The organism is Acinetobacter nosocomialis NIPH 2119 (genome assembly GCF_000368085.1).
GTDB lineage: Bacteria > Pseudomonadota > Gammaproteobacteria > Pseudomonadales > Moraxellaceae > Acinetobacter > Acinetobacter nosocomialis.
Genome location: NZ_KB849239.1, coordinates 1,475,653 through 1,496,395, shown reverse-complemented (window position 1 = coordinate 1,496,395; position 20,743 = coordinate 1,475,653). Strand labels below are relative to the sequence as shown.

Below are 20,743 nucleotides of genomic sequence, written 5' to 3'. Positions count from 1 at the left end.
CTAAGCCAAGATTGGGTAGCTTTTTTGTGGAAAAGCTTTATTGGTTTTTGAATTAAGCCATTTTAATATTCAACGTTAAGGCTTAACGTGCTGGAAATGCTCATGAACAATATTAAGCCACGCTTGTACCGCTGGTGAGACAGGAAGATTTTTTTTCCAAGCCATGACTAAGTGCCACTGAATATTTGGTTTTTCGAGTGGCACTGCTGCAAATAAACTAGGGTCAAGCATGTCGGTATAATATTGGGGGAGAAGCGCAATCCCCATACGTTGTAACACCATATCTGCCAAAAGATGCCATTGGCTGGTACGGCAAGCAATGGTTGGGTAGAAACCATGCTGTTTACAGGCATCAAGAATAATACTGTTTAAAGAGAAATTTTCAGGAAACATTAAAAACGATTGATGTTGTAGTTCTTCTAAATTTATTTTTTTGCGGGTTGCCCAAGTGGCATCACGACGTAAAAGGACCATTAAAGGGTAGTTACATAGCTCAATGCTATTAAAGATTTGCTCATCAAAAGGCTGCAATAAAACGCCAACGTCTAACTCGTTATTGAGTAAAGCTTGTTCAATACCGCGTGAACCTACTTCCATAAAAGCTAATTCAATAGCTGGCCATTGGCGATGAAAGTCAAACAGGGCTGTTGTTAGGAGCTGGGAACCTAAAGGTGGAACGCCAAGTTTTAAAGTACCTGTTTTTAATTGTTGATAGTTTTCTATTTCAAGAAAGATGTTTTGTTCTGCCTTAAGAAGCTCGATCGCATGTTGATAAATACGCTCTCCAATTTCCGTTAATTCAATTTGTCTTTTTCGTCCATGATCGGGTTTGACCAAAAGTTGTACCTGAAGCTGTTCTTCGAGTTGTTGTAATATTTTACTAATGGTGGGCTGAGTCAAATATAACTCTTCAGCAGTACGGGTAAAACTTTTAGTTTTGACCAGAGTAACGAAGCACTGTAATGATTTTAGAGAAAGCATAATAAAGAATAGATTATTCCATTTTAGAATAATATTAACATGAATAATTTATATTTAGCAGCTTTAACCAAGATAGCATAATGATGTAGTTAACCATTTAATTTCGAAAAATGAGTACTGAATCTGCTTCTGGAACACCCTCACAACCATCACTTTTAGTTTTAGTTAAACAAATTTTGATTTTGGCTGGATTTTGGTGGGTCGGATATCTCTTACACCAAAAACTCGGTGTGCCTGTCTCTGCAGGTATTTTAGGTATGTTTTTATTGCTTTTATGCCTGTTCTTTAAAATTATCAAAATGGATCAGGTGGCAATGGGAGCAACCGTTGTTTTAGGTGAGCTATTACTGTTCTTTGTTCCTGTGGTAGTCGCCGTTGTCCAGTATAAAACGCTGTTTATGACCGAAGGATGGCAAATTGTCTTGAGTATTGCCATTGGTACTATTTTAGTCATGCTAAGTACTTCGCTGACTATTCACTATTACAATCGTTTGAAGGCTTATTTACAAGCTCGAAAACGTCTTCAACATAAGCATATCTAAAGAGCAAAACGACATGAATATTTGGTCAATTCTTTGTCTGATCTGGACTTTGGCAGCCTATGTTGTGGCAAAGCGAATCTATCAGAAAAATCCAAAACTTTGGTTATCACCCGCAATTAGTGTGCCTGTACTCACCATTATTTTGATGACGATTTTGGGAATTTCATATCAAACTTATGCAGAAGATACGCAGTGGATTGTTAATTTGTTAGGGCCGGCAACGGTTGCTTTCGCTGTACCGATTTATCGCTATCGGGAAACAATTCGTAAAAACCTTGGGGTTCTTTCGATTGCGATTATTGTGGGTATGAGTGTAGGTGTGATGTCTGCCTATGAGATGGCACAGTGGTTCCATTTTAGCCCTGAAGTGACCAACAGTTTGATGGCACGTTCTATTTCAACACCATTTGCCATGATTCTAGCGGAAGATATTCATGGTTCGGCAGCATTGGTTTCACTATTTACCGTTATTACCGGTTTGGTTGGTATGATTTGCGGCGATGCGATTTTAGCGATTACTAAAATCCGTTCTAATGTAGCAAATGGAGCTGCCTTTGGTAATGCAGCTCATGGTTTTGGTACAGTCAGAGCACAGCAAAGAAATAGTGAAGAAGGTGTAATTGCCAGTTTAACTATGGTCATCGCCGGTATTTTAATGGTGTTGATTGGGCCATTTGCGATTCATCTATGGTTGATGTTGTAAGCTTGGATTAAGACGGTTTGTCATGTTGTTGAATAATTTTTGATAGTTTTTTAATGGCTTGTTGCATCTGTTCGGGTTCAAAATCACCTAAGCCCACAATTAAACCCGGACGTTGTTGCTCTTTTGAAAATGTTGGTGAAATTGCTTTAACGGCAATACCTGCATCGACTGCCGATTTTGCAACGTCAATATCATTAATATGATGAGCAAGCCATAACACCATATGCATGCCTTGATCGCCCGGCTGTAACCAAGCCAGTTCTTGAGGTATATGTTTTTCAATCAAACCAATAATGTATTGCCGAACTTCCGCATAAACATGTCGAGTACGTCGAATATGTCGTTCTAAATAGCCTTCTTGAATAAAAGCAGCTAAAACGTGTTGGTCAGCAGCAGGTGGGTGTCTATCAATTAATACTCTCAGCCCACAAAAAGGTGCCACCAGTTCTTTAGGCAACACGGCATAGCCAAGCCTAAGCGATGGAAATAGAACTTTGCTGAAAGTGCCAAGATAAATGACTTGGTTGGGTGCCATACCTTGTAAAGATGGAAAGGGCTGACCGTTATAACGAAGTTCACTGTCATAGTCATCTTCAATGATCCATGCATTTTGCTGTTTTGCCCAAGCCAATAAAGCCGTGCGTCTTGCTAGACTCATTGGCATGCCAAGTGGATATTGGTGAGATGGTGTCACAAAAGCAGCACGCGCATGTTTTGCAAGTTTAATTCCGGTTTCAACTTGAATACCTTCTTCATCGACAGGAACACGCACCGTACGGATATTTTTTACGGCATGTTCAAAAATGGCTGTGGTACCACGATAAGCCGGATCTTCTATCCAGACTTCATCTTTCGCTTCAAATAAAATCTGGCTGCAAATATAAAGTGCCTGTTGAATACCTGGTGTAATCACGATTTGTTCAGGTTCACAGTGTACAGAGCGGGATCGACGTACATAGTCTGCTATAGCGATTCTTAATGATAACACCCCTTGAGGTTCACCATAACCTGACGGAGCACCAGCCCCTCGAGATCTAAATTTATTACCAAATTTACGCCAAATATCAGTCGGTTGAGTACGAGCAATCGGAACAGACACTGCAAAAGGGGCATGAGGAAGGGGTTTAAACTCTTTGAGTACCTCGGCATAACAAAGAGCTGATTTGGTTAAAGGGATTGAGCTAGAAATTGTTTCTTTCTGGGAAGATTCCAATACAGTTTTTTTAGTTAAAGCATGAGATACATAAGTGCCAGTTCGGGCTTGTGAAGAAAAAACACCTTCAGCGAGAAGTTGATCATACGCTTCAATAACGGTTCCACGAGCGACCCCAAGTGTTTGAGCCAGTTCACGTGAAGAAGGCAAGGGATCACCTGGCTGTAAATCACCACTTTGTACAGCTTCGCGTAAGGCTTGAGTTAATTGAGCACTTATCTTTCCTTGGCTTTTATCAATCTTTGCAATCGACGGAAGTTCAACAACTTTTGCCATTCTTGCCATAATTCTGGTCTACTTAAAAAAATACAAAGTGGTTCTTTTTAATAAACCACATAAACCAGAAAATTTACAACACAAAATATAAATAACCCTGAGATTTACAGTGAGGTTTTGAGCCATGTATATCCCCGATGATTATGCAGAAAACCGTTTGGATGTATTGCATTCTCTTATTACAGAATATCCGTTTGGTGTGCTTTTTACTCATGGAAGCAATGGATTAGATGCAAATCATCTTCCTTTTGAACTTCAGAAAAATGAAGGGAAGTTTGGCGCTCTACATGCGCATGTGTCTCGAATGAATCCTGTCTGGCATAACATTAAAAATGGAGATGAGGTGTTGGTCGTGTTCCAAGCCGGTGATGCTTATATTTCACCAAACTGGTACCCATCCAAACATGAACAGCACAGACAAGTGCCGACGTGGAATTATAGGGTTGTGCATGCTCATGGCAAAGTAACAGTTCATGATGATGAACGTTATGTTCGCGGTGTGGTGGCTCGTTTAACCCGTAGCCATGAAGCTTCTCAACCTGAACCCTGGAAAATGTCAGATGCACCAAAGGACTATCTTGAACCGATGTTAAAGGCGATTGTGGGAATAGAAATTGAAATTACTAAGCTGCAAGGCCAATTAAAATTGGGGCAAAGCAAAGAACGTCGAGACATTTTAGGTGCGGCAGATGGCCTATCAAAATCTGGTCATCAAACCATAGCAGATGCCATGTACAGTGTGGCTGAGTTAAATAAATAATTTCGAAAATATAGAACATTCATATCAATTGAGGAGACAATGATGTCTTTTACTACACCTGTTGAGTTGGTAGGTGAGCACGTTATTTTAAAGCCGCTAGATGTCACTCAAGCTGAAGCGCTCAAAGAGGCCGTTTGCGATGGGGAACTCTATAATCTTTGGTATACCCGTGTGCCAAGACCTGAACAGATGACTGCTGAAATTGAAAGACGTCTTGGTTTACAAAAATCTGGTTCTATGTTGCCATTTTATATTGAAGACCGAAAAACGGGACGATCGCTTGGCATGACAACTTTAATGCATATTGAAGAAGCGCATCGCCGTGTCGAAATTGGTTCGACGTGGTACCGCAAATCTGCACAGCGTACACCTGTCAATACTGAATGTAAAAAACTACTGTTAGCCCATGCATTTGAGACTTTAAACTGTATTGCGGTTGAATTACGCACATCTTCTTTAAATGTTCAAAGTCAAGCCGCGATTGTACGCTTAGGTGCAAAGCTCGATGGTGTGCTAAGAAGCCATCAAATTGTGAAAGATGATATTTTACGGGACACTCACGTTTATAGCATTTTAAAACATGAGTGGCCTGCGGTTCGCCAAAATCTGGAATGGATGTTGAATAAACCGCGATAGAAAAGATTTAAACAAACTGCTTTTCTCTTTTTTGGCTTAGCCAGAAAAGAGAAATTGCGGCTATCACCAGCCACGGTATTAAAGCCATATTCATTGCTTTCCAGCCAAATAAATCCAGTAAAGCCCCAGCACTAAAAGAGCAGATTAAGCCGACAACAAAAACAGTCATATCGTTAATGGCTTGGGCCTTGGCTTTTTCAATCGCCGAATAAGTTCCTGTGAGTAAAGAAGTACTGCCAATAAATAAAAAGTTCCATCCCACGCCTAATAAAATTAAAGAAATAGCAAAAGATGTGAACTGAATACCTGAGAGAGCAAATCCGATATAGCAGGCAAATAATAAAAGACCTGTAAACATGATTTTAAGCACACCAAAGCGAGCAATTAAATGTCCAGTAAAGAATGAAGGTAGGAACATGCCAAGTACATGCAATTGAATGACTGTCGTAATCGTGCCTAGTTCATGCTGTGAATGTCGCATAGCAATGGGTGTAGCAGTCATACCTAAAATCATAATGCCATAACCTGTGATTGCACCAAACAGAGCAACCAAATAAGTGGGTTGAAAGACAATCTGATGCCACGGGCGACCAGCAGTAAAGTCAGACTTTTGCTCAACTGTATCGGCAATATGTAGGCTAGATAAAATGCCCATTGCCACAAGTGAAATGATACTAATAATTAAAAATGAACCGATATATTCCACATGTTGGAATAAGGGCCCACCAAAGCGCGCCAAAGTCGGGCCAATCAGTGCTGCAACAATTCCACCTGCCATCACCCAAGAAATAGCACGTGAACGGAATGCATCATCTGCAACTTCACTAGCAGCAAAACGATAAAACTGAGCGAAGGATTGATATGCGCCAACGCATAGTGTGCCTAAGGCAAGAAGTATGAGTGAACTATAAAAAATACCGATTGATGCAATAATGCCGCCGAGCACACCTAAAAAAGCACCGAATAGAAAACCGTTACGCCGCCCTATACGTGCCATCAACATTGAAGCAGGGAACATCATTAAAGCCGTACCCAAAAACATAGAGGCGATGGGTAGGGTTGCAAGTGTAGGGGTATTTGAGATATTGGCCCCAGCCAAGCCACCAATGGTCATGACCATGACAGAAACAGTTTGAAAAAATGATTGGGAACTCGCCAAAATTAATACTTGGCGGTGCATGGTGTTTTGAAGCATGAGAGCCTTTAATTATATGTGTTAATCGATGAGTATGGGTGCTGAGTTTTTATATAGTAAGCAAGTATCAACAGCTCAGCTTGAAAATGTTGAGGTGTTTTTGGTGGCAGGCATAACAATATTTCTTTGGCATAAACTATTTCTTATCAAGTAATTGTAGCTGAATAATCAGGGTTAATATTCTATCATCTGATAATTTGATACAAAACATTTGAGCATCGTTTTTTCTAAATAAGCATTGATATACACGACGTTTATTGGATTTATTCTTTCAGATCATTTTAGTCAATTTACATTTAATCGTTAACCTGAAGTTAATAACAACTCATGTAGGTTGATTGATCGGAAGTTCATAAAGCGTTTTTATAGATTCAGAACAAAACTGCGATCTATAGGTAAGTACATGGAAGGATCAGTTCAGAATAAAGAACGGTTATGGACAAAGCGGCGTCATGCCAAACAACTAAAACTAGAGATGGCAAACCAATATACCGATGGTGTAGTTATTCCAACTCAAGACATTATTAAAGTTTTAGAAACCTTAATTACACCAGGTGACAAAGTTGTACTCGAAGGAAATAACCAAAAGCAGGCAGATTTTTTATCGCGTTCTTTGGCACAAACCAACCCAGATATTTTGCATGATTTACATATGATCATGCCAAGTGTGGGACGTTCGGAACATCTCGATCTGTTTGAAAAAGGCATTGCGCGTAAACTCGATTTTTCTTTTGCTGGCCCACAAAGTTTACGTATTAGCCAGTTAATCGAAGATGGACTATTAGAGATTGGTGCCATTCATACCTATATCGAGTTGTATTCACGTTTGGTGGTGGACCTCATTCCAAATGTCGTGCTCTCGGCGGGTTTTATGGCAGATCGTCAAGGCAATATTTATACGGGTCCGAGCACCGAAGATTCTCCAGCACTTATTGAACCTGCGGCGTTTAGTGACGGTATTGTGATTGTTCAGGTCAATGAACTGGTCGATGACGTTTCAGAGTTACCACGTGTCGATATTCCTGCTTCTTGGGTTGATTTTGTAGTAGTCGCAGATCAGCCATTTTATATCGAACCCTTATTTACTCGTGACCCGAAACATATCAAGCCAGTGCATGTGCTTATGGCCATGATGGCTATTCGTGGAATTTATGAAAAGCATAATGTTCAATCTTTAAACCATGGCATTGGTTTTAACACTGCGGCAATTGAACTGATTTTACCGACCTATGGTGAGTCTTTAGGTTTAAAAGGAAAAATTTGCCGAAATTGGACACTAAATCCGCATCCAACCTTGATTCCAGCCATTGAAACAGGTTGGGTAGAAAGCGTGCATTGCTTTGGTACCGAACTCGGTATGGAAAAATATGTTGCTGCTCGGCCTGATGTTTTCTTTACAGGTCGTGATGGCGCTTTACGTTCCAACCGTATGATGTGTCAGCTTGCAGGCCAATACGCTGTTGATCTATTTATTGGCGCAACTTTGCAAGTTGATGGCATGGGCCATTCTTCGACTGTCACCAAAGGACGTTTAGCTGGTTTTGGTGGAGCGCCAAACATGGGGCATGATCCGCGTGGTCGTCGTCACGATACACCTGCATGGCTAGATATGCGTTTGCAAGGTGCCAATGAAACTGAAACCTATTTGGCACGTGGTAAAAAGTTAGTGGTACAAATGGTGGAAACCTTCCAAGAGGGAGGTAAGCCAACTTTTGTAGATCGTCTCGATGCGATTGATGTTGCTAAAACAGCAGGCTTACCTTTAGCACCGATCATGATTTATGGCGATGATGTCACTCACTTACTCACCGAAGAAGGCATTGCTTATCTATATAAAGCAAGCAGCCAAGAAGAACGTCAAGCCATGATTGCTGCGGTAGCAGGTGTGACCAGTATTGGTTTAACTCAAGATCCGAGAACAACAGCACGTTTAAGACGTGAAGGTTTGGTGGTCTACCCTGAAGATTTAGGTATTCGCCGCACCGATGCCACACGTGAGCTTTTAGCGGCGAAAAATATTGCTAACTTGGTGACATGGTCAGATGGTTTATATCAACCACCTGCAAAATTCAGGAGTTGGTAATGATGGCGCAAGTTCAATATCAAACGCTCAGCGATAGTCAGCTTTTGGCAGGTTTAGCAGTAGAAGCTTTGATTGATGAAGTGAATCTGACACCGAAACCAGCTTTGGTTGATCGCCGTGGTAGTGGTGCACATGATGACCTGACTTTGGAGTTAATGGAGCGCTCTGCAAAAAGTTTAAGGCCTATGTTTGATGCAATGGCCCAAGCTGCAAAGCATCATGGAAAAGTCTGTTTGGCCTTGCGTGAAGACATTGGAGAAATTGGCCGTCATGGTGAAAAGACCATGAGGTGGGCGACAGATGGTGTAAATACACATCGCGGCGCAATTTGGGCCTTAGGGTTAATGGCTACGGCAGCAGCATTAGCGCGCACGAATCAACAATATTTATCGGCTGTTGAGCTATGCCAGTTAGCAGGTCAGATTGCCCAGCTTGAAGATCGCTTTATTCCAAAACAGGCTTTAAGTCATGGACAACAAGTACAGAAAAAATTAGGCATCTTAGGTGCCAAAGAACAGGCACAACAAGGTTTTCCAACGATTGTGAATTTTGGTTTAAAGCAACTTTATCAAAGTCGCAGTAAACCCATGAAAGAAGAGTTTGCTCGTCTAGATGCATTACTTGCGATGATGACTGATTTGACTGATACCTGTGTGCTTTATCGCTCTGGAACATCTGGTTTAAAGCGTATGCAACAAGGTGCTCAGCAAGTACTCGATTTAGGAGGGAGTTCAAGCTTGGAAGGCCGACGTGCTTTGCATCTTTTAGAGATTGATCTGCTTCGGATGAAAGCTTCCGCTGGTGGTGCCGCAGATTTGTTGGCAGCAACACTATTTATAGATCGTGTTGAGCAGACATCTGTCAAAAAAATAAAGAAGGATTTTAATTATGGAAACACTTCATTTTGAATTTGTGGCGACAAAGCCACCTGTAAAAAAAGCACTAGTAGGATGTGTCGGCTCGGGCGATTTAGAAATTTTGATGGAACCTGGTGAAACAGGCAAAGCTTTTATTCAGGTAGTGACTTCGGTAGATGGCAGTGCGGCACGTTGGCACAATCTTTTTGAACGGATTTTTACTGCGCAAATACCGCCAGCGGTCAATATTGATATCCATGATTTTGGTGCCACTCCCGGTGTCGTTCGCTTACGTCTGGAACAAGCATTAGAGGAGATTGCCCATGACTGATATTCAAAGCTTGTTAAATAAACAAGATTTTATTGAACTCAGCGCAAGAGAGCGTGCTAAAGCATTATTAGATGAAGGGACTTTTCGAGAGTTACTCGACCCATTTGCCCGTGTTATGTCGCCTTGGTTGATTCAGCAAAATATTGTCCCACAAGCCGATGATGGTGTAGTGATTGCAAAGGGAACTATTCAAGAACGCCCAGTGGTTCTAATTTCTATTGAAGGCTTATTTCAAGGTGGAAGTTTAGGCGAGGTGGGCGGTGCCAAAATTGCGGGTGCCTTAGAACTTGCGGTTGAAGACAACCTGAAAGGCATTCCAACAGCAGCAATCTTACTTTTAGAAACAGGCGGCGTTCGTTTACAAGAAGCAAATCTGGGCTTGGCTGCAATTGCTGAGATTCAGGCTGCAATTGTGAACTTACGTCAGTATCAACCTGTGATTGCTGTGGTTGCAGGCAGTGTAGGGTGCTTCGGCGGTATGTCAATTGCAGCTGGACTATGTAGCTATATTGTAATGACACAAGAAGGACGTTTAGGTTTAAATGGTCCCCAAGTGATAGAACAAGAAGCTGGTGTACAAGAATATAACGCCAAAGATCGTCCATTTATATGGAGTATTACGGGTGGTAACCAGCGTTTCGCGAGTGGTTTGGTAGATGCTTATGTAGATGATGATCGTCAGAAAATTCGTCAGCAGGTTATCGATTATTTAACTCAAGGCGTGCCTCAGCAGCATCGTAGTTCAAATTACTCATTCTACTTAGCGAAGCTACAACAAGTTGATATTGCTGAACAGATTACCCCAGCACAAGTTCAAGCTTTGTATCAAGGAGAACAAGCATGAATATCGCCGTTGATACATTAAAAGCTTCTACTCGTGGTGCGCATTGGTTTAAAGCACTCACACAGGGTTTTAAGGCAGTTGAAGGTTTTCCAGCTTCTGTTTGGGTAGCTGATGGTCAGATCGATCAGCAAGTGGTGCGTGTGATTGCAGTTGTGCAAGACAGCAATAATCTGTTCCCACGGGCAAAACAAGGTGAAGTTGGACTCTTGGAAGGCTGGAACTTGGCAAAAGCAGTTGATGACGTGATTCAAGCCGATGCAAAGGCTAAAACTAAACGCGGTATTTTATGTCTGGTTGATGTCCCAAGTCAGGCGTATGGGTGCCGTGAAGAATTATTAGGCATTCATCAAGCTTTAGCGGGTGCAGTAGATAGCTATGCTAGAGCCAGATTGGCAGGTCATCCAATTGTGAGTTTATTAGTTGGTAAGTCGATGTCTGGTGCTTTCTTGGCACATGGATACCAAGCCAATCGTATTATTGCCTTAAAAGATTCAGGTGTTATGGTGCATGCAATGGGTAAAGAATCTGCTGCACGCGTTACCTTACGGTCAGTTGATGAGTTAGAGCAATTGGCATCAAGCATTCCACCAATGGCTTATGACATTGAAAGTTATGCCACGCTTGGTTTGTTATCTGAACTGTTATTTGTTGAAAACCCTGAACAACCGACAAATGATGATCTTTTGTTAGCGAAGCAGGTGATTGCTCAAACGTTTAAAGAAATTAATGCTGATCAATCTAAAGGATTGGAACAAAGACTTCACGGCCAAAACCGTCAAATGTCTAAAAGGGCCCGTGAATTATTGCGTGAGCAATGGTCATGAAACTTAAGCTCGAAGCCCATGATTTACTATGGGGTATGACGGTCAATTGCTTGGCCGATGATGCCCCACTTTGGGTGAAAGAGGTGTTACTACGCGGTGATCCCGTTGTAATTCGACGGGAAATTACTCCTGAAGATCAGGTGGCTGTGGGTATAAGAGGACAATTTCGCTATCAACGATATGCAGCGCAAATGCCAAGATCTTTAATTAGCAGACAGCTTAAACCTGAAGTACTAGCTGAAGTAAATCCAAGTTACTTTAAACACTTGGCAGAACGTTTACAGAGTATTTCTAGCATTATGAAAAATTTTTCAGGATGTTGGGGATATACAGGAAGTTTCGGGTTTGAACTGGCAACAGGCATTAAAACAGTAACCCCGCAAAGTGATATAGATCTGTTGATTCGAGCGGAACAACCTTTTGCCAAAAAGCAGGCGATTGAGCTACTCGAAAATTTTCACCAAGCCGGGCTCAATGTGGATATACAGCTTCAACTTCCACAAGGCGGTTTGGCGTTAAAAGAATGGGCGAGAAATAGCGGAAAAGTTCTATTGAAACGTCCTGATGGTGCTGTTTTAGTAGAAAACCCATGGAATTAGGGAACAGATATCATGGCTTCAATTTGGGTCTATCCGGGTCAAGGTGTGCAACGAAGCAATATGTTGCACGATTTACCTCAAACCGCTCTGGTCAAAGAATACCTTGAGCGTGCATCGGATGCACTTAAAGAAGAAGTCTTGATGTTGGACAGTTCGGCAGCATTACAGTCAACGCGTGCAGTACAGCTGTGTTTGCTTATTTCCGGTGTGGTGAGTTCTGCACTATTAAGTGCGGAAAACTTAACACCAGATTATGTTGCAGGTTTATCAATTGGTGCATGGTCAGCGGCGGTTGTAGCAGGAGTTTTAGCCTTTGAGGATGCCGTTCGTTTGGTTGCCTATCGCGGTGAACTTATGCAAAACGCCTATCCGGTTGGCTATGGTATGACCGCCTTGATTGGTGCAGATCGTTCAGCAGTAGAAGTATGGGTGAAACAAGTTTATGAAATAACGCCAGAGGTGTTTGTTGCAAATATTAATGCACATAACCAGAACGTTATTTCAGGAAGTTTTGAAGCCATGGACCAAGTTGCTATTTTGGCAAAGCAACAAGGCGTGATGGCAAAAAAATTAGACGTATCGGTGCCATCGCACTGTGAATTATTAAGTCAGCAAGCAAAGCAACTTGCAGCATCTATGGAGGGAGTCACTTTAAATCAACCTAAAATTCGATATTTAAGTGGTTCAACGGCTCGTACACTTAGCAGGCCAGAACAGATTAGAGATGACTTAGCTTTTAACATGAGTCGAACTGTAGATTGGGAAAGTACCATCCAAGCTGCATGGGAGCGAGGTGTAAGGTTGCAGATTGAAGCTTTGCCGGGAACGGTGCTTACTACACTTGCACGTCGAATATTTAAAGAAGGAACTGTATTGTCATTTCAGGGAACACGTTTAGACAGCATTCAATTGGCAATGCAAAACGAAAATAAAGCTTCTTTGTAATTACAATACAAATTAAAAATTGAGTAATAACCCAAGGATATGAGGGATTTACAATGATTATTTATGGAACAGCAATATTAGCGATCTGCCATTTATTAGGCGACTATCTTGGTAACACCTTAGGCATGCTATTAGGTGTTAAAGCAAATGTCGGTGGCGTTGCTATTTCAATGATTCTCTTAATTTTGTCTAAAGAATTGTTGGCAAGAAAAGGTTACTTACCTCAAGTCACACAATTTGGCGTTTTATATTGGTCTGGTATGTATATTCCAATCGTTGTTGCGATGTCGGCAGGTCAAAATGTCGTTGCAGCTTTATCAGGTGGCATGTTAGGGCTAATTGTCTCTATTGCATCGTTAATTGGCACGGTTTTAGTCATCCGTTATTTAAATAGAATTAGTGGCGACTATGAAACTTATGAATGGACGTTAGAAAGTAAAGAAAAAATAGCCTAAGCAAATATAAACTACAAAAAGTTCAATCAAAAAGGAATTAAATGATGGACGCTATAATTGCTGTGTTATCAAAAAATGCATTAGTTACTGCTCTTGCCGTAACGGGTTTAATGATGTTTGTTTCCCATTTACTCTCAAAATATTTGACGAAGGGAAAACTACAAAGCTCTGCAATCGCGATTACTTTAGGTTTGGTTGTTGCTTACTTTGCAGGGGTTTATACCCAAGGAACCAAAGGTGTTTCTGACATCGCTATTTTTTCTGGTTTTGCGCTGTTGGGCGGAGCCATGATTCGTGATTTGGCTATTGCTTCAACTGCATTTGAAGTTGATGTGAAAGAAGTGAAGAAAGCAGGCAAAATTGGTCTAATTGCATTAATGCTTGGTTGTGTTGTGCCTTTTGCAATTGGGGTTATGGTTGCATGGGTTATGGGCTATCGAGATCCTATTTCTATGACAACGATCGGTGCAGGCGCAATGACTTATATTGTGGGTCCAATTACAGGCACTGCAATTGGTGCAAGTTCTGATGTCATCGCACTTTCTATTGCAATTGGTTTAATCAAGTCAGTTTTCTTTATGGTCGGTACGCCGCTGCTTGCTAAATTTATGTACCTAAAAAGTCCACGCTCTGCCATGGTGTTTGGTGGCTTGGCAGGAACAACCAGTGGTACGGCTGCTGGATTGGCAGGTACAGATGTACGATTGGTACCTTATGGCGCTTTAGTTGCAACCTTCTATACAGGACTAGGCTGCTTACTTGGACCTTCTGTATTTTTCTTAACGGTTAATGCGATTTTTGGATAAATTTTTGAAAATCTTATAACGGCAACTCATTATTTTTTAATAAGTTGCCGATATTTATCTTTTAAAATTAGTGGCGAACATTCGACATTCAGCAATCAGAGCAAGTAAGTTTGGATCTCGCTCTTTACTTTTTAAAAAGACCAGACCAATTTCTTGTTGCATGTGATATTGCTGTTTTAGCGGAATAAGTTTGACTGAACTTTCATAAACTGCAGAAATACGACCGGGTAATAGAGCAAAACCTACGCCTGAACTGACCATACTAATGAGGGTAAAAATATCATTGACCTGCAAAGCCACTTTAGGTGAAAAACCAGCTTTTTTAAAAATGATATCGCTGTCGTTATGAGTTGCAAAACCCTTGGTTAAAGTTAAAAAAGTTTCTTCTTTTAAAAGGCTTAAATCAATATCTTTAAACTCAGCATATTTTGAATCTTTATTGACGGCTAAAAAAATATCGTCGGAAAACATTGGCAAAATTTCAAAGTCATCATCTTGAGTGGTTTCATTTAAAGCCACGATAATGGCATTAAGTTCAGTTGCTTTAAGCTTTTTCACCAAATCCTGATTTGAACTGAGTAATAATTGAATATCAAGCTCACTACGTCTGAGTTTAAGACCGCTAATTACATTTGGAATTGTGTTTACCGTTAAAGAATAAAGGGAACCTAAATGTAAAACCTTAGCTGCAAAGCCTGCAGCTTCTCTAGTTTTATTTACGGTGATAAAAATGTCTTGTACGATTTTTTGCGCCCGCTCTTCAAATACATAAGCACTTTTTAAAGGAATGAGGTTACGGCCTTCGTTTTTAAAAAGAGGACAACGTAAAGCGCTTTCTAAAGAGTGTAGTGCTTTATGAACGCTGACATTACTGAGCTGCATTTCTGCCGCGGTTTTAGACAAATTGCCACAGCGCATAAAAGCTAAAAAAATCTGTATTTTTTTAAGGGTCAGTTCTTCATCTATTTCCATCTTAATTCCTTGAGCCTGTTTCCCTTAAAACTATAGATTTGAGCTATAAAGTTACCACAAAATAAAGTCTATAAAATTGTGCTTAGGTCGAACCATATCTTTATAAACTTGCTTCAACTTTTTGTTGAATAGTTTGGATGACTTGATCTAAAGCAACTTGAATTTTTTCGTTCCACTCAAAAGAACAATTGATTCTTAAATAATGCTGCTGTGCGGGTAAAACACTAAAGAGTGGGCTTGGCGCAACGCCAATGTCTTGTTGGATGAGTTCTTCATAAATTTGCATGCTATCGAGTTTATGAGGCAATTTAATCCATAGAAAATAACCGCTTGGGTAATAATAAATCTCGCAGGTCGCGGGCAGATGTTGCTTCAAATAGTGGTAAAACTGCTTTTTATAACGTTCAAGTGAAAGTCTAAGTGTGCGCAAATGCTTTTCATAATGATGATGAGATAAGAACTCAACCAGTGCATTTTGAATGAGTGCATTTACTGAAATAGTACTCATGAGCTGCAAGTGTTGAATATGGTCCGAAAATTTACCCGCATAGACCCAACCTACCCGAAAAGCTGCCCCTAAAGTTTTAGAAAATGAAGAGCAGTGCAGTACCAGATTTTGTTGGTCAAAGTACTTCATCGAAAGTGGTTTTTGCCCGCCATAATAAAGCTCTTCATACACATCATCTTCAATTAAGTAAATCTGGTGTTCATGAAGCAGTTTGGCAATTTTATATTTAATCTCATCACTGAACGTAAAGCCAATCGGGTTATGGGTATTCAGCATGAGCCAACACACCTTGATAGGATATGTTTGAATAACTTGCTCAAAAGCCTCTAAGTCAAAACCATATTGCGGATGTTCGGGAATGGTAATGACCTTAAGTCCTAAACGTTCAGCAGCCTGCCAAGCACCGTAAAACACGGTTTGTTGCAATAGAATATAGTCGCCCGGTTTGGCTACTGCTTGTAAAGAAAGATTGAGCGCATCTAATCCTCCTGATGTAATGACAATGTCATCTGGATCGGTCTGTATACCTTGCATACAATAGCGCTGAGCAATCAGTTTTCTTAAAGCTAAATTACCGGGAGGTAAGCTTGCTGTCTGGTCATAGCTTTGTCTTTGCCGAGCAAGTTGTCCCATAATTTGAATAAGTTTGGGAGCAGCTAAAAGCTGACTATCTGGAAAAGCTGAACCAAAAGGTACGACAGATTCATGTTGAATTGACTTTAGGTATTTAAAAACTAATGAGTTAATTTCGATTTTAGAGTTTAGTGAAACAACTGAATATTGCTCGAGTGGCTTTAGTGCAATTTGCTCGGCAACGAAGTAACCAGACTTTTCCTTTGAATAGATCAGCCCTTGTGATTCAAGTTCTTGGTAAGCATTCATCACAGTCATTAAGCTAAACCCAGAACGTTGGACCTGATCTCTTAATGAAGGTAATTTCTCATGTGCACTTAAAGTACCACTTTCAATAAGTTGGCGAATGCTATGCGCGAGTTGTTCTGATTTATACATGTATGAGCTGCACGAAAGAATAAAATAAAAGATGCACTGAACCCATAATAAATGCCGCTTGTAGAATCTACAAACGGCATTTGTTTATAAGGATGGGTTTACTTTAAGTAAGGGGCAGCATAAATCAATATCACTTTAAACAAACCTGCAATCACAGCTAAGGCTAAAAAACCACCAAGCCATAACAGAATAAACCATTGGGTTTGACTGAGTTTAACTGACAACTTTTTCATAACACCCCCGTACCTTAATGATAACCTTCATCACCTACACGAACTTTGTCACGGAATACCCAGTAAGACACAACCGTATAAGTAATAATGATTGGAATCAGAATAAGTGCACCCACTAAAGCAAACATCTGGCTGGAATGAGGCGCTGCCGCCTGCCAAATCGTAACTGATGGTGGAATGATATTTGGCCATAAGCTAATTACAAAACCAGTAAAGGCAAGGAAGACCAATGCCAAGGTATATATAAATGGTTTGTGGTCTTGCTGTTTTTTACATGCCGATAAAATCAAGCCAACAAACAATAAGACCAAAATAGGCACAGGACTAAAATAAAACAGATTTGGTAAAGAGAACCAGCGATCTGCAATTTCAGGGTGTGTTAAAGGTGTGTATAAGCTGACGGCACCAAAGATAATAAGCAGCGCAATAATTAACTTTGGCATAAGCTCATACATACGTTGCTGCAAGCCTTTTTCAGTTTTCAAAATGAGCCAACCACAGCCTAAAGTGGCATACATCGCAACTACACCAATACCTGTGAAAATGGAGAATGCAGTAAGCCAGTCAAAAGGGCCACCCGCAAAAATACCATTTTCCGTTTTAATCCCTTGAATATAGGCCCCTAAAATAATCCCTTGGAGGAAGCTCGTTAAAACTGAACCCCAAATAAAAGCTAAGTCCCAAAGATGTTTGGTTCGATGAGCTTTAAAACGGAATTCAAAAGCAACTCCACGGAAAATCAAGGCAATCACCATGAAAATAATAGGCAGGTAGAGCGCAGATAAAACTGTTGAATAGACTAGAGGGAAGGCTGCATACAAGCCAGCACCCCCAAGTACCATCCAGGTTTCATTGCCATCCCAGACAGGAGCAACGGTATTCATCATCACGTCACGTTCTTGGCTATTCTTAATGAAGGGAAACATAATCCCGATTCCTAAGTCAAAGCCATCCATGACCACGTAAATTAAAACACCTAAACCGATAATACCGACCCAAATTAAAGAAAGATCAATCATGACGGTTCTCCCCAGAGTTTTGTTTGCTGTCAATATTTTCATCGACTGCACTAAGTGGACGCATCGGTGTTTTGAAGTGACCTACGCCACCTGTTTCCATATTTGGTGTGTCGATAAATACAGGGCCTTTATTAATGAGTTTTAAGGTGTAGTAAATACCACTACCAAAAACGATGGTGTAAACCACCACAAAAATAAAGAGACTTAGACCCACCTGATCTGCCGAAACAGTATGCGATAAACCATCTTTGGTGCGCATAATGCCGTATACCACCCAAGGTTGACGGCCTACTTCGGTAGTAATCCATCCAGCCAGCATTGCCACATAACCTGCTGGCCCCATCACTACAGCAAATTTATGAAACCATGATGTTTCATAGAGTTTTCCACTTTTACGCAGCCAAAGAGCAATGAGTGATAAGGTGACCATAAGGACGCCAAGACCTACCATGACTCGGAAACTCCAGAAAATAATGGTCGAGTTTGGACGATCTTCAGGTGCGAATTCTTTTAAGCCAGTCACTTGCCCATCTAAACTGTGAGTCAAAATTAAACTACCCAAATATGGAACACCCACTTCAAAGTGATTTCGTTCTTCTTTCATATCTGGAATGGCAAATAACAGTAGCGGCATAGGCTCGTTATGATTGGTTTCCCAGTGACCTTCCATCGCAGCAAGTTTGGCAGGTTGATGCTCACGAGTATTTAAACCATGGTTATCGCCAATTACTACTTGTAAACAAGAAGTCACCAGTACCATCCATAAACCCATCGAGAATGATTTTTTAACCAATTCATCACGACGACCTTTTACCAAGTGCCAAGCAGATGTTCCCACCACCAATAAAGATGAAACCAAGAAGGCAGCAGCACCCATATGTGCAAAGCGGTAAGGGAAGGACGGGTTGAAGACAATAGCTAGCCAGTCTTTTGGCACAATAATGCCATTTTCGATGGCAAAACCTTGCGGTGTTTGCATCCAGCTATTGGACGATAAAATCCAGAACATCGAAATACATGTTCCGATGGCAACCATAAGCGTTGCAAAGAAATGGGCTCTAGGACCAACACGGCCCCAGCCAAACAGCATAATGCCTAAGAAACCTGCTTCTAAGAAGAAGGCACTTAACACTTCATAGGTAAGTAAAGGACCAGTAATACTTCCGGCTACTCGTGAAAATTCACTCCAGTTGGTACCAAACTGATAGCTCATTACGACACCGGAAACCACTCCCATACCAAACGCAACGGCAAAGATCTTAATCCAGTATTTAAATAGATCTTTATAAATTGGGTTTTGCGTTCTTAACCATTTCCACTCTAAAACTGCTAAAAAGCAGGCAAGTCCGATGGATGTGGCCGGAAAAATAATATGGAAGGATACTGTGAAAGCAAATTGTATTCGCGCTAATTCTAGAGCGGTTAGACCGAGGCTCATAAACTTTCCCCCTGTGAACTAGCTGATGATGATTGAATGAGTTAAATACTTATTTTCAGGCAAAAAAGTACTCTGGCGATTAAACTTACTTCTGTGATAAATGTTCTTAGCAAGTAAAATGCCAACAGGGTAAAGCAATATAATTGCTTGATATTTCAATAGAATAGGGCGATTGATTGTTTTCAATCTGTTAGCAAAGTTTATGCTTGATGTTGCATTTGTAAAAATGCATGTTGCATTGAAACATTGATGAAATATCTGGCGATATGCAATAGATCGTCTCATGAAAACTACCTACCTTAAGAAGTTTTCTTAATCATGCACTCGCTCTATTTGTATATGTAGATACAGAAATTTTTTATAAAACTATAACAGTTCAGTATGGTTTCGAAGGTGTGCTATAGTTTTTTTTCAATCATCTGTAGCTACATATTAAGTCCTCTAAAGTTCAGAATAAAAATGAACAGGATTTACCGTCGACCTAAACCAACTTTCAAGACTCAATGTGAACGCTGCTTTAGATTTTATTTAAGCACATGATTATGTTCTTCTTTTCTATTTCCATTGTTGTTTTGCGTAGGGTCCGGTTGCTGCGTGTTTCTTAAAGACCTAAGTGTAAGTGTAGCGCTTCTAAAATAGCTTGGATGTTAAAAAATGTTTATCACATCTCAACTGAATATCATTCATAAAATTATTAAAAATCAGACTATTTCCACTTCGGTAGTAGATCAGTTGGAACAGTCTTATGTGAATCTTGAAGCAACCCTACTTAGAGCGAAAGTACTCAGGGATTTTTCTAAAACTCAAATCGTGTATTTAATTCAGTCGCATATTGAGCCACAGCAAAGTAGTCTGGCTTATCTATTCTCGCCATTTATTTTTGCGAACTTAAACAAGGCTGCTATTTATACAACACCTGCAACACCACCTGTGCTTACTATTCTGAATAAATACTATCAAGCAGACAAGAAGGTCGTATTTAAGATAGATGAAGTTTTAGAAAGCCTAAAAATATATCTTGATTTAGAATTAATAGAGATGGGAGAAGCTGACTTTATTTATTTAAAATTAATCAAAGCATTGTGTCGAAGTGATATCTCTACAGTTTTTTTAATCACCCATTTAGAGCTTGATTTAGAGGCTTTAAAGCAACTTGAACAGTTCTTAAAAATAAAAATTCATTGGGTAAAAGTCGTAAAAGATGAGGGTCTAAAAGGTGTAGATCAGTTGGATATGCGAAAATTATTATTTAAAAATAAAGATGAAGCATATGTACAGTTATGTGCTCATTTTGCGCAAATGAATGCAGCACTGGTCGGCCTATGCGATACCTTTACTACTAGTCAAATGACGCACTTAATCGATGATATGTTTTATTCAGAGCATATTTTCGAAAAACTTTCTGTCTATTCAGAATATATGCAAACCTTATTGCAAAGTCAGCATAGTCTTACCAAGAAAGAGATCGCTTAGGGCTGTCATGCTTTTAATTGGTGTTATATCAAGATTGAA

21 protein-coding genes and 1 pseudogene are annotated in these 20,743 nt (G+C 40.3%); 14 read left to right on the top strand and 8 right to left on the bottom strand.

The window, feature by feature from the left end; translation table 11 throughout:
• Positions 1-75: 75 nt before the first annotated feature.
• Positions 76-981 (bottom strand): LysR family transcriptional regulator, encoded by a 906-nt coding sequence (locus F984_RS11035; protein ID WP_004709332.1) that lies wholly within the window; start codon positions 979-981, stop codon positions 76-78.
• Between the two features lie 110 nt (positions 982-1,091).
• Between F984_RS11035 and F984_RS11030 the strand changes: the two genes are divergently transcribed.
• Entirely contained in the window at positions 1,092-1,523 is a 432-nt protein-coding gene (locus tag F984_RS11030) for a CidA/LrgA family protein (RefSeq protein ID WP_004709330.1), read from the top strand.
• A gap of 13 nt (positions 1,524-1,536) precedes the next feature.
• Positions 1,537-2,226, top strand: a complete 690-nt coding sequence (locus F984_RS11025) for an LrgB family protein (RefSeq protein ID WP_004709328.1) — start codon at positions 1,537-1,539, stop codon at positions 2,224-2,226.
• Between the two features lie 7 nt (positions 2,227-2,233).
• Here F984_RS11025 and pdxR read toward each other — a convergent pair whose 3' ends face one another.
• Positions 2,234-3,724, bottom strand: coding sequence for a MocR-like pyridoxine biosynthesis transcription factor PdxR (gene pdxR, locus F984_RS11020; protein ID WP_004709325.1), 1,491 nt, complete (start codon positions 3,722-3,724; stop codon positions 2,234-2,236).
• 115 nt (positions 3,725-3,839) lie between these two features.
• Here pdxR and F984_RS11015 point away from each other — a divergent pair, with 115 nt between their 5' ends.
• The gene (locus F984_RS11015; RefSeq protein WP_004709323.1) at positions 3,840-4,475 is read left to right on the top strand and encodes an FMN-binding negative transcriptional regulator; all 636 of its coding nucleotides are present in this window, start codon (positions 3,840-3,842) and stop codon (positions 4,473-4,475) included.
• A gap of 42 nt (positions 4,476-4,517) precedes the next feature.
• A complete protein-coding gene (locus F984_RS11010) occupies positions 4,518-5,111 on the top strand; it encodes a GNAT family N-acetyltransferase (RefSeq protein WP_004709321.1) in 594 nt (197 codons plus the stop codon).
• Positions 5,112-5,118: 7 nt separating this feature from the next.
• Here the strand turns inward: F984_RS11010 and F984_RS11005 are convergent, their stop codons facing one another.
• Entirely contained in the window at positions 5,119-6,306 is a 1,188-nt protein-coding gene (locus tag F984_RS11005) for an MFS transporter (protein WP_004709320.1), read from the bottom strand.
• A 403-nt stretch (positions 6,307-6,709) separates the two neighbouring features.
• On the opposite strand from F984_RS11005, the gene mdcA reads away from it, so the two are divergent.
• From mdcA to madM, 9 genes and pseudogenes are all read left to right on the top strand, one after another.
• Positions 6,710-8,389 carry a malonate decarboxylase subunit alpha gene (gene mdcA, locus F984_RS11000; protein WP_004709318.1) on the top strand — a complete coding sequence of 560 codons (1,680 nt, stop codon included), beginning with the start codon at positions 6,710-6,712 and terminating at the stop codon, positions 8,387-8,389.
• Positions 8,389-9,275, top strand: a pseudogene (locus F984_RS10995) (triphosphoribosyl-dephospho-CoA synthase). Before mdcA ends, F984_RS10995 begins: the two are co-directional and overlap by 1 nt.
• A gap of 2 nt (positions 9,276-9,277) precedes the next feature.
• Positions 9,278-9,577, top strand: coding sequence for a malonate decarboxylase subunit delta (locus F984_RS10990; RefSeq protein ID WP_004709314.1), 300 nt, complete (start codon positions 9,278-9,280; stop codon positions 9,575-9,577).
• Positions 9,570-10,421 carry a biotin-independent malonate decarboxylase subunit beta gene (locus F984_RS10985; RefSeq protein WP_004709312.1) on the top strand — a complete coding sequence of 284 codons (852 nt, stop codon included), beginning with the start codon at positions 9,570-9,572 and terminating at the stop codon, positions 10,419-10,421. Before F984_RS10990 ends, F984_RS10985 begins: the two co-directional genes overlap by 8 nt.
• On the top strand, positions 10,418-11,245 hold the full coding sequence (gene mdcE, locus F984_RS10980) for a biotin-independent malonate decarboxylase subunit gamma (RefSeq protein ID WP_004709310.1): 828 nt from the start codon (positions 10,418-10,420) through the stop codon (positions 11,243-11,245). Before F984_RS10985 ends, mdcE begins: the two co-directional genes overlap by 4 nt.
• Complete coding sequence (locus F984_RS10975) at positions 11,236-11,844, top strand: malonate decarboxylase holo-ACP synthase (protein WP_080631555.1); 609 nt, start codon at positions 11,236-11,238, stop codon at positions 11,842-11,844. Before mdcE ends, F984_RS10975 begins: the two co-directional genes overlap by 10 nt.
• A 12-nt stretch (positions 11,845-11,856) precedes the next feature.
• Positions 11,857-12,789, top strand: coding sequence for a malonate decarboxylase subunit epsilon (gene mdcH, locus F984_RS10970; RefSeq protein ID WP_004709307.1), 933 nt, complete (start codon positions 11,857-11,859; stop codon positions 12,787-12,789).
• Between the two features lie 53 nt (positions 12,790-12,842).
• Positions 12,843-13,244, top strand: a complete 402-nt coding sequence (gene madL / locus F984_RS10965) for a malonate transporter subunit MadL (RefSeq protein ID WP_000587899.1) — start codon at positions 12,843-12,845, stop codon at positions 13,242-13,244.
• A 44-nt stretch (positions 13,245-13,288) separates the two neighbouring features.
• On the top strand, positions 13,289-14,050 hold the full coding sequence (madM, locus tag F984_RS10960; protein WP_002114328.1) for a malonate transporter subunit MadM: 762 nt from the start codon (positions 13,289-13,291) through the stop codon (positions 14,048-14,050).
• A gap of 54 nt (positions 14,051-14,104) precedes the next feature.
• Here the strand turns inward: madM and F984_RS10955 are convergent, their stop codons facing one another.
• From F984_RS10955 to F984_RS10935, 5 genes are all read right to left on the bottom strand, one after another.
• On the bottom strand, positions 14,105-15,022 hold the full coding sequence (locus F984_RS10955; RefSeq protein ID WP_004709303.1) for a LysR family transcriptional regulator: 918 nt from the start codon (positions 15,020-15,022) through the stop codon (positions 14,105-14,107).
• Between the two features lie 100 nt (positions 15,023-15,122).
• Complete coding sequence (locus tag F984_RS10950; protein ID WP_004709302.1) at positions 15,123-16,541, bottom strand: aminotransferase-like domain-containing protein; 1,419 nt, start codon at positions 16,539-16,541, stop codon at positions 15,123-15,125.
• Positions 16,542-16,639: 98 nt separating this feature from the next.
• A complete protein-coding gene (locus tag F984_RS10945) occupies positions 16,640-16,774 on the bottom strand; it encodes a hypothetical protein (protein WP_000736768.1) in 135 nt (44 codons plus the stop codon).
• Between the two features lie 14 nt (positions 16,775-16,788).
• Positions 16,789-17,793, bottom strand: coding sequence for a cytochrome d ubiquinol oxidase subunit II (gene cydB / locus F984_RS10940; protein WP_002049414.1), 1,005 nt, complete (start codon positions 17,791-17,793; stop codon positions 16,789-16,791).
• Positions 17,786-19,231: a cytochrome ubiquinol oxidase subunit I gene (locus tag F984_RS10935; RefSeq protein WP_004709299.1), complete on the bottom strand. Its 1,446-nt coding sequence runs from the start codon at positions 19,229-19,231 to the stop codon at positions 17,786-17,788. The genes cydB and F984_RS10935 overlap by 8 nt, the downstream gene beginning before the upstream one ends.
• A gap of 654 nt (positions 19,232-19,885) precedes the next feature.
• On the opposite strand from F984_RS10935, the gene F984_RS10930 reads away from it, so the two are divergent.
• Positions 19,886-20,704: a hypothetical protein gene (locus F984_RS10930; RefSeq protein ID WP_004709297.1), complete on the top strand. Its 819-nt coding sequence runs from the start codon at positions 19,886-19,888 to the stop codon at positions 20,702-20,704.
• The last annotated feature ends 39 nt before the right edge of the window (positions 20,705-20,743 follow it).